This window comes from Sulfurimonas hongkongensis (assembly GCF_000445475.1).
In the GTDB taxonomy this organism is placed as follows: domain Bacteria; phylum Campylobacterota; class Campylobacteria; order Campylobacterales; family Sulfurimonadaceae; genus Sulfurimonas; species Sulfurimonas hongkongensis.
The window spans coordinates 116,780-128,997 of sequence record NZ_AUPZ01000002.1; the positions used below are offsets into that span (position 1 = coordinate 116,780).

10 protein-coding genes and 3 tRNA genes are annotated in these 12,218 nt (G+C 34.4%); 4 read left to right on the forward strand and 9 right to left on the reverse strand.

The window, feature by feature from the left end:
* The first annotated feature begins 153 nt into the window (after positions 1–153).
* Positions 154–774 (forward strand): recombination protein RecO, encoded by a 621-nt coding sequence (recO, locus tag M947_RS13080; RefSeq protein WP_021286476.1) that lies wholly within the window; start codon positions 154–156, stop codon positions 772–774.
* On the opposite strand, the gene M947_RS13085 is transcribed toward recO, so the two are convergent.
* The 9 genes from M947_RS13085 to M947_RS13125 form a co-directional block, all read right to left on the reverse strand.
* Entirely contained in the window at positions 771–1,325 is a 555-nt protein-coding gene (locus M947_RS13085) for a methyltransferase domain-containing protein (protein ID WP_021286477.1), read from the reverse strand. The genes recO and M947_RS13085 overlap by 4 nt on opposite strands.
* 3 nt (positions 1,326–1,328) lie before the next feature.
* Complete coding sequence (locus M947_RS13090; RefSeq protein WP_245541240.1) at positions 1,329–3,605, reverse strand: bifunctional diguanylate cyclase/phosphodiesterase; 2,277 nt, start codon at positions 3,603–3,605, stop codon at positions 1,329–1,331.
* Between the two features lie 45 nt (positions 3,606–3,650).
* The gene (gene nspC / locus M947_RS13095) at positions 3,651–4,781 is read right to left on the reverse strand and encodes a carboxynorspermidine decarboxylase (protein ID WP_021286479.1); all 1,131 of its coding nucleotides are present in this window, start codon (positions 4,779–4,781) and stop codon (positions 3,651–3,653) included.
* Positions 4,782–4,785: 4 nt separating this feature from the next.
* Positions 4,786–5,970 carry a saccharopine dehydrogenase family protein gene (locus M947_RS13100; RefSeq protein ID WP_021286480.1) on the reverse strand — a complete coding sequence of 395 codons (1,185 nt, stop codon included), beginning with the start codon at positions 5,968–5,970 and terminating at the stop codon, positions 4,786–4,788.
* Between the two features lie 73 nt (positions 5,971–6,043).
* On the reverse strand, positions 6,044–6,415 hold the full coding sequence (locus M947_RS13105; protein ID WP_021286481.1) for a diacylglycerol kinase: 372 nt from the start codon (positions 6,413–6,415) through the stop codon (positions 6,044–6,046).
* On the reverse strand, positions 6,405–8,216 hold the full coding sequence (locus M947_RS13110; protein ID WP_031347779.1) for an MFS transporter: 1,812 nt from the start codon (positions 8,214–8,216) through the stop codon (positions 6,405–6,407). The genes M947_RS13105 and M947_RS13110 overlap by 11 nt, the downstream gene beginning before the upstream one ends.
* A 12-nt stretch (positions 8,217–8,228) precedes the next feature.
* Positions 8,229–8,939: a DUF695 domain-containing protein gene (locus M947_RS13115; RefSeq protein ID WP_021286483.1), complete on the reverse strand. Its 711-nt coding sequence runs from the start codon at positions 8,937–8,939 to the stop codon at positions 8,229–8,231.
* A 60-nt stretch (positions 8,940–8,999) separates the two neighbouring features.
* Positions 9,000–10,670, reverse strand: a complete 1,671-nt coding sequence (locus M947_RS13120; protein ID WP_021286484.1) for a response regulator — start codon at positions 10,668–10,670, stop codon at positions 9,000–9,002.
* 23 nt (positions 10,671–10,693) lie between these two features.
* Positions 10,694–11,722 carry a bifunctional 3,4-dihydroxy-2-butanone 4-phosphate synthase/GTP cyclohydrolase II gene (locus tag M947_RS13125; protein ID WP_021286485.1) on the reverse strand — a complete coding sequence of 343 codons (1,029 nt, stop codon included), beginning with the start codon at positions 11,720–11,722 and terminating at the stop codon, positions 10,694–10,696.
* 209 nt (positions 11,723–11,931) lie between these two features.
* Here M947_RS13125 and M947_RS13130 point away from each other — a divergent pair.
* From M947_RS13130 to M947_RS13140, 3 genes are all read left to right on the forward strand, one after another.
* A tRNA-Met gene (locus M947_RS13130) sits at positions 11,932–12,008 on the forward strand.
* Between the two features lie 20 nt (positions 12,009–12,028).
* Positions 12,029–12,103 (forward strand) — tRNA-Gln (locus M947_RS13135).
* 26 nt (positions 12,104–12,129) lie between these two features.
* Positions 12,130–12,206, forward strand: a tRNA-Met gene (locus M947_RS13140).
* Positions 12,207–12,218: the final 12 nt, after the last annotated feature.

The following is a 12,218-nucleotide window of genomic DNA, read 5'->3' on the forward strand; positions in this document are numbered from 1 at the left end:
CATATAAAATTTTGATATTTTTAACCTCTTTTTAAACATATTTAGTATATTTAGAGATAAAGTAGTGCATTATACTATTTAAAGTTTTAAAAAAGTATAATATACTTAAAATTTTATTATTAAATTTAAAAAATGTGTAGATAAGAAGCGAAAATGCAAGGTTACATCATAAAACTTAACAAAGTTAAAGACGAAGACTTAATAGTTACCATAATAACAAAGGGCAACTTAGATACCCTTTACAGGTTTTATGGAGCAAGACATGGGGTTATAAACCTAGGTTTTAAGATAGATTATGAGAGAGAAGATAGTGCAAAATCAACTATAGGAAGACTAAAAGATGTTGTCCATATAGGCTTTAAGTGGATAAATAACTATAAGCTACTAAAGCTATGGCAAGACTTTATAGCTCTCTTTTATAAGCACCTACAAGATGCACAAGAGCTAGATGATTTTTACTTCGAGCTAATAGATGAAGCATCTAAAAAATGGAGCGAACAAAATCCAAAGAGAGTAGCTATAGAGTCTTATGTTAAGCTACTTGAACATGAGGGAAGGCTCCATACGGACCTTGATTGTTTTTTATGTTCCATCAAGATAGAAGATGATGAAGTCTCACTTATAAGAGCCTACTTGCCAACACATAGAGCCTGCTCTTGCACTCTTGGTATCAACAAAAAGGGACTTATTGAACTATTTAGGGCAAAGTCTTCTATCTTTTTAAGTGATAAAGAGGTAGATAGACTTTGGATAGTTTTACTTGAGGGGCTTTAAGATTTTTTAGCAACTATAGATGCTATTTTTACTCTATCACCATTTGGGTTTACATCTATACGCTCTTCATAGTAGATAACTTCAAGAGCTATAAAAGCATGAAGTAGCTCATTTTTTCGCAACAGATAGTCAAGATTCATAGTTGGAATCTTAAAGTCACCATGAGCGAGTAAATATGTCTCAAAAATAACTACACCACCACTTTTTAGTCCATCTTTCATTTGAGAGACTATGCGTCTGTTTAGATAGTTCACATTAACTATTAGGTCATACTTGTTAGGTGTGATGTTATATTTATCTAAGTCAGCCTCTATCTTGTTTATAGTTGGGAGTTTGCTTATTTTATCAAGTGCAACATTTGAGATATCGACTGCATCTACTTCAAAGCCTTTTTTAGCTAAAAAGTTAGTATTTCTCCCTGTTCCACAAGCAACATCAAGTGCGATGCCAATATTTGCATGACTTACATACTTCTCAAGTATAGTAGAGACCTCTTCTTGGACTTCCTTTTGTGAATACTTTTCATTCCATCTTTTTTTATCTTCTAACACAATTTATCCTTTTCTTAAAAATTTTTTCAAATCCTCTTTAGAGAGTGGTTTTGAGTAGTAATAACCTTGAAATATATCACATTTACTTCTCTTTAGCTCATTTACTTGCTCTATGCACTCAACTCCCTCTGCTAAAGTTTTCATGTGAAAGTTTTTTCCAATGTTTATTATACTCTCTACTAAAATTTTTTCGCTTTCATCATACAAGATTTTATCAATAAAACTTTTATCTATCTTTAACTCATCTATAGGTAACTCTCTTAAAATACTAAGAGACGAATAACCAGTTCCAAAGTCGTCTAAAGATATCTGTATATCATGCTCTTGTATATCATACAAAATAGGCAAGACATCATCTAGACTCTCTATGGACAAAGATTCTGTAATCTCAAGCGTTAGAGAGCTTCTATCAAAGTTCTCTTTAGCTATGATTTTTAGTAAATTTGGCAGAAAATCAGCTTCCATAAGCTGAACAACTGAGATATTTATGGAGAGACTAAAGGAAAGATTTAGCTCTTTTTGAAGCTCCCCTATCTCTCTTAAAGAAGTTTGTATGATAAACTCTCCAAGCTCTTTCATAAGCCCACTCTCCTCCGCCACATATATAAACTTATCTGGAGGGACAAACCCTAATTTTTCATTTTGCCACCTCACAAGAGCTTCAACTCCATAAAGAGTCTCATCCGCGTTTATCTGTGGTTGATAAGCCATCCAAAGCTCACAAGACTCTATGGCACCTCTTAGCTCATGCTCTACATCTGCTCTAAAAGCATTTAGTGATCGCATCTCTTCTGTAAAGAAAGAGTATGAGTTTTTAATTTTTTTTGCTTGATACATTGCAGTATCAGCTAAACTTAAGAGTTCCTCTATATTTTGCGCATCTTTTGGACACTCAGATATTCCTATACTTACACCTACTCTAAAGTCTCTTTTTTTTATATGATAGATTTTAGATATATAGCTTATAAGGTCTTGAATCTTTATCTCTAGCTCTTTTTTGTCTATATTTCCTACAAAGATAATAAACTCATCCCCACCCTGTCTTACTATCATATCATCTTCGTTAAAAAATATGTTTAGTCTATTTGCAACTTCGATTAAGATAGCATCTCCAGCAGTATGACCAAACTTATCATTGATATTTTTAAAATTATCCAAATCAAGATAAAGAATAAAATATTTATCGTTGTGTAACTCTTTATATTCTTTTATATTTTTATACATATAGATTCTATTTGGCAGATTTGTTAGGGTGTCGTGTTGAACCTGATAGACAAGCTCTCTATCCTTTTGCTTCTCAGATAAAACAACACTCCTAAAAAGGATAAAAAATACAATAAAAGTCAAGATAGACATCAGGATATGCAGTGATGACTCTCTAAAAAATTCCTCTTTTATCTCTTTTGCATCTCCCCCAACAGATATCCAAAGCTTATACTTTTTATTGTAAACTAAACCCGCTACATTATGACCAACAAGAGGATTGTCTACAAACAAACTAACAGTTTTAGGAGCCTCTCTTAACTCTTCTATAGAGTATCCATACTTTGAATAAAAATTCTCTTTAACGTGAGAGAGCAACTCTTTGTCTACAGGCTTTTCATATAACTCTTTATGAGAAGAGTCTTGTTTGCTATAGTAAAGTCTGTACATTTCTCCTTTGTTATCAAAATCTTTTAAGACAACCACTGTCTTGTTTTGTGAGAGATCAAGCGCATCAAGATAGTTAGAATTTTTAGAGTTTTTCATGCCAGCCACAATAACACCTAAAATATTTCCATCATCATCTCTTATGGCTTTTCTAAGTGGAATAATCCACTCACCTATATCTTTAAAATAGTAAGTTCTTGAGACTACCATATGCGCAGAGCTTAGTGATCTTTTAAAATCATAGCTAGTCTTATCACTTTGCATAAAGTTTATATCTTTTTTTTCTACATTTGAGCTTGCTATTAAGACCTGGCCACTCGCATCAGCTAAACCGAGACTAACTAAGTAGGGATTATGCTTTAACAAGAGATTAAAGAGTTCTTCTATTTTGGCTTTTGAATTACTCTTATACTCTCTAAATACTCTCTCGCCAATAACACTTAAAAGCACTTCTTTTTGCATAAAATCCACTTCTATTGAATTGGCTACTATTTGAGTGTAGTACTCCACCTGAGTGCTATGTCTCTCATTTATCTCTTTGTAGTTAAAATAAAGAAATGCCACTAAGAGAGAAATAGCAACTACTGACAATAGATAAAATATCTTCCATATATTGTTTTTAATTATCATTCGATTATCATACCTAAAATCCACTACAGATAAGATTTTTTTATATTATGAGAGTCTGTTTTTATAATTTTCATAGCCAAACTCTTTTACTCCCTCTATCTTACCATCTCTTCTTTTTATAGCTAATGATGGGAGTTTTATACCATTAAATGTTGTACTTTTTACAAAAGTATAATGAATCTGGTCTTCAAAAATAACTCTACTTCCAACTTCAAGTGGCTTATCAAATGAGTAGTCTCCCATTATATCTCCAGCCAAACAAGTGTTTCCTGCGAGTCTATAAGTAAACTCATTTTCATTTGCCTCAGCAGCACCCCTTACCTCTGCACGATATGGCATAGCCATAGTATCTGGCATATGAGCCTCAGCAGAAGCATCTAGTATTGCTATCTTCATGCCATTATCAACTATATCCAAAACACTAGATATGAGATATCCACACTCCCATCCAACTGCTTCACCAGGTTCAAGATAAACCTCTACACCATACTTCTCTCTAAAGTCTTTGATAACCTTTATAAGACGCTCAACATCATAACCCTCTTTAGTTATGTGATGCCCTCCTCCAAAGTTTATATATTTTAGACCTTTAAAATACTTAGAAAACTTACTCTCAAAAGCTCTTAAGACACCCTCTAGTGCATCTACATTTTGCTCACACAAAGCGTGAAAGTTTAGTCCATCAACAAACTCTAAAACTCCCTCATCAAAGTTTGCTTTAGTTGTGCCTAAGCGACTATAGATGCCACAAGGATTATAAATCTCTTTTGGAGACTCTGAATACTCTGGATTTATCCTAAGTGAGATTTCTATCTTTGGATTTACCTCTTTTACTCTTTGTGCGTACTTAAAGAGCTGGTTTGGAGAGTTAAAAACTATATGGTCTGATATAAATGCTATCTCATCTATCTCTTCACCTTTAAATGCTGGTGAGTAGGTGTGAACCTCTTTACCAAACTCCTCGTAAGCTAGTTTTGCCTCATGTAGTCCACTAGCTGTACATCCATGAAGATACTTTTTTATCTGATCAAAGGTACTCCACATCGCAAAACCTTTAAGCGCTAGTATAACCTTAGCTCCACTTCTTTTTTGCACATCATCTAAGATGAGAAGATTTCTCTCTAAGAGCTCTTCTTCACAGACATAGCATGGAGTTTGGATATCTTCAATCTTCATACTCTTAAACTTCCATCTCTTTTATCTCCCAAGGAAGTCCTTGTTTGTTCATCTCATCCATAAACGGATCTGGGTCAAGTTCTTCTAGGTTAAACACACCTACCCCGCTCCACTTCCCTTGTAACATAAGTTTTGCACCTATCATAGCTGGAACTCCTGTTGAGTATGAGACACCTTGAGAGTTCGTCTCAGCAAAACAATCTTCATGATCTTTTACTTGATAGATATATATCTTTCTTTTTTTACCATCTTTTATGCCTTGGGCTAAAATACCGATGTTTGTTTTACCAGTTGTTCTAGGACCAAGTGAAGCTGGATCTGGCAGAAGAGTTTTTAAAAACTCCATAGGAACTATCTTCGTGCCTTTGTGTTCCACCTCTTTGATGCCAAGCATTCCAACATTTTCCAAGCATTTCATATGAGTTAAGTAACTCTGCCCAAAAGTCATAAAAAATCTTATGCGTTTTAAGCCCTTGATGTTTTTAACAAGTGATTCTAACTCTTCATGATAGAGCAGATAAGAGTCCTTTGGACCAACCTCAGGATAATCCCAAACTTGCATAATCTCCATAGGCTCAGTCTCTATCCACTCTCCATCTTCCCAGTAGCGACCCTTTGAGCTAACTTCTCTTAGGTTTATCTCAGGGTTGAAGTTTGTAGCAAAAGCGTAACCATGATCACCTGCATTACAGTCAAGTATATCTATAGTGTGAATCTCATCAAAGTAGTGTTTTTGAGCATATGCACAAAAAACATTTGTAGCTCCTGGGTCAAAACCACTCCCTAGCAGTCCCATTATCCCAGCTTCTTTGAACTTTTCATCCCTAGCCCACTGAAGTTTATACTCAAACTTCGCCTCATCTGGATGCTCATAGTTTGCAGTATCGAGATATGGTGTCTTTGTAGCTATACAAGCGTCCATGATAGTCAGGTCTTGATACGGAAGTGCCACATTTATGACGATGTCCGCATCTACATCTTCTATAAGTTTTATAATCTCATCTACACTATCCGCATCTACGCTTCTAGTCTCTATATCTGCATCTGGCAAATCACTCTTTATAAGGTCACATTTTGCAATAGTTCTACTCGCTAATACTATACGACCAAACACATCTGAATTTTGTACACATTTGTGTACTACTACACGGCTAACTCCGCCAGCGCCAATTATTAAAGTTGTTTTCAAAATTTTTCTCCCAAATAGTGTCTAATTAATCTCAACCGTTAACTATAATCTCATTTCATATCCTTTGTTAACTTTATACCAACTCAAAAGCTACAAAAAGGGTAAAAATCCAAACAAGAGCTGTAACTATAAGGCTCACAAGAACCAGTGTAGCTCCAACATCTTTTGCTCTCTTTGCTAAGATATGATAGTCACTTGTTACAAGGTCGACTACTCTCTCAATAGAACTGTTTGTAATCTCTGCTAAGAGAGGTAAAAATAGAGATATAAACAAAATGCTAGAGTATCCAAAACTTAGAGGTAAAACCCAAGCCACCAAACCCATTACACTAAGAAGCAAAAGTTGCCACTTAAATGATGTCTCATTTTTTGTGATATCTATAAAACCCTCAAGAGCATAGATACCATTCTTAAAAAGTGAGTGCTTAGGCTTGTTAAGTTTCATGTTCATCCTTTAAGTTTTTTATAATATCTCGTACTTCTTGTGATTTTGTATCTCTACATACTGGTTTTCCTAAGTAGACTACTACATCTCTTTTTGTAAAAAATTTAAACTCTCTTTTTTTAGAAAATATACTACCCTGCATCCCATCTATAAAAAAAGTACAAATAGAGCCATCATAGTCACTAGAGATAAATTCATATCCTTTGTAAAACTCTCCAAGTTCTCCATCAGGGCTTATTCTGCCCTCTGGAAACAGAGCCACAATTTTACCATTTTTTAATCTTTTTGATGCCTCTTTAAACGCACCATTTGAAGCTTTTTTTGATATGGGTATAAGTGAACCTTTTCTTAGTACTATGTTAAAAAATCTGTTGTTATAGATATCTTTGTCTATCATAAAGTTGATACGTCTCTCTATTGGAATCTGGATAATCGCCCAATCAATCCAGCTAACATGATTTCCTAAAAGTAAAACACCGCCACTTTTTGGGATATTTTCAAGCCCCTCGTAACGAAATCTATATCTTATCTTAAGTAGCATCTCTACAAGTGCCCAAAAAGAGATAACAAAATATCTACGCAGTAAGATAAAAGAGAGATATGCCCCCACTAAACTCATAAGGTAAAAGAGTGAGATGGCACTCGTTCCAAAAAACGCAAAAAGAGTAGTTAAGAGTAAAAAAGAGACCATAAAGATATTTTGTACAAAGTTGTTACCAGCTAATATAATGCCAAGATGAACTCTGGGAGCTTTGAGTTGTATAAGAGAGTTTAGTGGCACCATTATAAAACCTGAAAAGATTCCAAAAAGAGCAAAAAGCAAGACTAAACTTAGTATTGACTCACAAGATGGAATAACAAAAACTATGATAGTAACCCCTAATGCTCCGATGGTTGCAACTCCACTGTTGACATAGTATTTTGAAAAAGCTGCTGCAAGAAATGAACCGGCTATGATACCAAAACCTGCCATTGCCATAGCTCCTTGAACATAGATAGCGTTTGTGATACCAAGTTCTCCCTTTGCAAACTCTCCAAAGATAGCAAGCACAACTTGAGAGATAGACCAAAATAGGCTAAGAGCTAGTATGGCGTCAAAGATCTCTTTGTTTCTCTTAATAGTTTTAATATTTTTTTGAAGATACTCAGCTCTTATGTATCTCTTAAAGTTAAATTTTTTTTGGCTAGCTTCGACCATCATATTTGGAAGATTTGAAGCCAAAAACCACTCAATAAGTGAGCCTAAGACCAAAAGCCAGCCAAGCGGAGCTATTGCCTTTAAGACATCCTCTTTTGTCTGAAAGTTATCAGCTAAAGAGATTTCAAACAAAACTGTATAAAAGATTATCCCGCTTAATATTGCTATGGTAGTAACTGCTTGGACTGCACCATTTCCTAGGCTTATAAACTTCAAACCTACTAACTCTTTTATATATCCATACTTTGCAGGACTATAGATAGCACTTTGTAGAGCGAGCATAAAAGTCATAAAAAATGCACTATAAAACCAGCCTTGGTAGTAAAAGTATGTGATAAGGAGCGTAACAACAACTGCTAAAGCCGAGGAGTATTTCATAATAGCACTCTTAGCAAACCTATCGGCTAAAAATCCAGATGGAGAGAAGAGTAAGATAAAAGGTAGAAGTATCAAAGCATTTACGATGGCAGTTAAGATAATCTGCAGCTCGCCATCATAAACTTTAAAAATAGTATTTTGTATAATTATTTTATGCCCTAAGTCTGTAAAAGCGTTTAAAAACACCACTATAAGGTAGTTTATAACTCCTACAATCTTAAACATCTCTCTCAAAGGCTACTCTTTTCTTGCTAGAGTTGTACTCCAGCCCTCATAGTATCCGCCAAACTCTTTTGCTTTTTTGTAGAGTTCATCTACCACTTCACTAATTTCCTTTTGAGTAGGTGCGTGAACTTTGATGAGCGCAATACCATTATCAAATTCATCGCTACTTATTTCATCTTTAAAACTTACGCCTTCAATATCTAGATTTTGCAAAAATCTATCTTTTTGCGATGGAGTTTCAAATGAGAGGTAATGCTCCACATCTCTTTTAATACTCAAATCATCACCCTCTTCTTCGAGCATAAAGATGATTTTATCACTCTCAATATGACAAAATTCCAACTCGGTAGGATAGAGCTCTTTTTCATAAAAATTCCACTTTGTATCTCTTACAACATTGCTTTCATAGACATACGAAGATGGAGTAAGTATCTTTGAAGTGATAGCATCTAATCTTTTAGAATCCATAGCATAGAAATAAAGTTCCGCCCAACCATCATAGAGTCTACTTCCTACAAAAACTGCTCTATCCTGATGTTCTAATGCGATAATTAAAGACTCTTTTGTCTCTAAAAACTCTTCGTATTTCTCATCAGCAGTTTTTTCTTGCTTTAAAAACACACTAAACAACCAAGGATTCATCTCTTTTACATCAAGTGCTTCAAGATTTGTCTCTATAATCATCTCACAAGAGTCTTGGACTCTCTTAAATATCTCTCTCATTTAACTCTTTTATATTTTTATTGCATTATATCTTATATATCATAAAAGATATAAAGTCTCTTAGTCATATATCAGCGTCTCATAAGCATCTTTAAAAACAATAGGATATGCAATTTTTGCAAACTTGAGTACACCTCTATACTCTTTAAGCTCTTGTTGATTTTGCTCTTTTGTTATAAAATAAACTCCATTTACAACAGCTTCATGCTTTAGATGAGGATATCTTTTATACAAGAGACTTAAAAACTCTACACCATTTTTAAAGCCAGAGCCCTTAAAATTGTAATCTATAACTATTTTATTTGGTTTATTGCTTCCTAACCACGCTTCTAAAATCACATTTTTTGCAAAACAAAAAACACTCCAATTTTTAAAAGCATCACCAATTGCCCCTTTAAAAAACTCAAGTGTTTTTAGCTCTGATGATATTACTACCAACTTCTGCATCTCATATGGCGTATAATCTCGTAACTCTTTGGTAGTCACCTTACCCTTAAAGTGTAGAAATGTAGAACTGCAAGGTATGATTTTTGGCATATTTTTCTTAAAAAACCTATGTATCTCACTTGAACTTTTAGCTCTTTTAAATATATAAAACTCAAGAGTTGAGCAGTAGTGCTTATTTAGAGCATAAGTTATCTTTAGGATTTTACTCAAGCGTTTTTTTAACTCAATTCCCAAAACTTTTGAGAGGCTAACCGCTTTTATGCTTTTAAAAATCTCTCTATTTTTTAAAAAATGATATAAAAACTCTGAAAACTCCTCTATCTCTTTATGTTCAGACATAAGTTTAAAAAGTCTATCATCTTTAAATTCACAATCTATCTTGATAAACTCTTCTATTATATACTCAAAATGTGGAGCGTAGAGTTTGTTATCTATAGGAAAAAATTTCTTTACATGACTCGTTGACATTGATAGCGTATCAAAAGTGTGTGAGATGAGTGCAGTTATTATCTCCGATGGTCGTAAATCTGTAGAGTTAACATAATCTAACTCTTTTTTAAAACCATCTATAAGCCCTAGGCGACTCTTCTTTATATGAGAAGAATTTTCTTTACGCTTTAGTATGCACTTGATTCTTTTATGGCTTACTTTATGTTCAATCTGCGACTCAAAGAGGTATATACTAAGTATGGAGTAAAGCAGTTCAGGATACTCATTTTTTGTTATTTGTGCATTAGAAAATGATTCATCGATAATAGTGTCTAAGTTGTCTGTGACAGAGTCTATACCGATATCTCCAAAATATAAATAACACATTTTTTCTATAAACTCTTTTTTCTCAACTTGCTGTGTTTTTATCTTTTGGAGTTCTATGTTTTGGAGTGATTTTTGTTTTTGCAAAGCTTTAAATTTTTGAACAAAACTCTCATATCTAAATGGTTTGTATATAATGCCCAAGATACTCTCTTGTATCTCGCTCTTTAGGATAAGTTGTGTACTTGAAGATGTTACAAAAACGACTTCAAGGTTAGAGAGTTTACCAGTATCTTTTAGTATCTCTATAAACTCATCACCATTTAAGTATGGCATGTTTATATCGGTTACTATAAGCTTTATATCATGAGCTCTCCCCATAACTTCAAAAGCCTCCATCCCATCAGAGGCACTATAGATGGAGTCATCTCTAAAGTAGTATCCATCTATCTTATTTGTTAGAAGTGATCTTTTTATAATCTTGATAATCATAGGACTATCATCAACTATAAGCGCTGGAGTAACTCTCATGGTTTATACCGCATTTAAAGTGCTTAGATATTTATAGTCTCATTAACTTCAAGCCCAAAGCCACTAAGTCCTACAAACTCAGCTTGTTTTAGTGAAGTTAAAAGATTCATCTTTGATACTCCTAGAGATTTTAGTATCTGTGCACCTGTTCCTATCTCTTTCATAGCAGCATTGTCTTGATGGTTAGTCTTGTTTATAAAGACTAAGACACCACTGTTTTTTTTGAGATAGTCTATTGAATTTATAAGGTTGTTATATTTTTTCTGATTTAGTAGAAGTTCAATATCAGGGACAACATTGTGGACTCTCACATTTGAGATCTCGGATGCAGAGTAAAAAACTATAGCAGTATGTTCTATCTTGTCGTGATCTTCAAACTTGTGTTGTTTTACTTTGACACCAAAGAACTCAATCTCTTCTACACTTACTTCCTTTACAAGTCTCTCATTAGCTAGGCGATACTCAACTATATCAGAGATAAAAACTGTCTTTAGATTGTGTGCTTCTCCAAAAACATCTAAATCATCACGTCTCGCCATTGTTCCATCTTCTTTGATTATCTCACAAATCACTGCAGAATCATTCAGCCCAGCTAAACGGCACAAATCAACAGAACCCTCAGTATGTCCAGTTCTAACGAGCGTACCTCCATCTTTAGCAATAAGTGGAAAAATATGACCTGGCTTTACTAACTCATCTGCATTTGAGATTGGGTTTGCAAGGATTTTAATTGTATCATCTCTCTCTTTCGCTGAGATACCAGTTAGTGCATCTCTTGCATCAACAGAGACTGTAAAAGCCGTCTCATAAGAGGATGTGTTTGAACTTACCATTGGGTTAAGTTCTAATCTTGAGGCTATAGGCTTACTAATAGCAACACAAATGAGTCCTCTTGCGTGTGTAGCCATAAAATTTACATGCTTAGGTGTAGAAAAAGCTGATGCATAAACTAAATCACCCTCATTTTCTCTATCTTCATCATCTATCATAATGACCATGTTGCCCTTTTTTATCTCATCTATCGCCTGAATTACTCTTTGTGTAGGTGTCATTTACTCTTCTTTTTTAAAATATATTTTTAAGAATTATACACAAGATAGTTTAATCTCAACTATCATAAGAGATTTAGGTTTTATGAAAAAAAGACTAATTATTCACAAAAAGTTAAGTTTTAAATATTTTTATTAAAATCACTTGACAAAACCAACTCTTTTGCCTATAATTTCGCTCCAACAAACATATTGGACTTGTTTGTTAACACCGCGGAATAGAGCAGTTCGGTAGCTCGTCGGGCTCATAACCCGAAGGTCGCAGGTTCAAATCCTGCTTCCGCAACCAATTCTTTCATTTTTTAATGTTGGGGTATCGCCAAGCGGTAAGGCCGTGGCTTTTGGTGCCACTATTCGGGGGTTCGAATCCCTCTACCCCATCCACAACTCCCTATTTTTTATAGGTGCACCGCGGAATAGAGCAGTTCGGTAGCTCGTCGGGCTCATAACCCGAAGGTCGCAGGTTCAAATCCTGCTTCCGCAACCAATCACATATACC

Coding starts and splice junctions, on each gene's coding strand:
- nspC (WP_021286479.1), bottom strand. CDS start 4,781: ATGAAGATTGAAGATATCCAAACTCCATGCTATGTCTGTGAAGAAGAG.
- recO (WP_021286476.1), top strand. CDS start 154: ATGCAAGGTTACATCATAAAACTTAACAAAGTTAAAGACGAAGACTTA.
- M947_RS13090 (WP_245541240.1), bottom strand. CDS start 3,605: ATGATAATTAAAAACAATATATGGAAGATATTTTATCTATTGTCAGTA.
- M947_RS13105 (WP_021286481.1), bottom strand. CDS start 6,415: ATGAAACTTAACAAGCCTAAGCACTCACTTTTTAAGAATGGTATCTAT.
- M947_RS13125 (WP_021286485.1), bottom strand. CDS start 11,722: ATGACACCTACACAAAGAGTAATTCAGGCGATAGATGAGATAAAAAAG.
- M947_RS13120 (WP_021286484.1), bottom strand. CDS start 10,670: ATGAGAGTTACTCCAGCGCTTATAGTTGATGATAGTCCTATGATTATC.
- M947_RS13110 (WP_031347779.1), bottom strand. CDS start 8,216: ATGTTTAAGATTGTAGGAGTTATAAACTACCTTATAGTGGTGTTTTTA.
- M947_RS13115 (WP_021286483.1), bottom strand. CDS start 8,939: ATGAGAGAGATATTTAAGAGAGTCCAAGACTCTTGTGAGATGATTATA.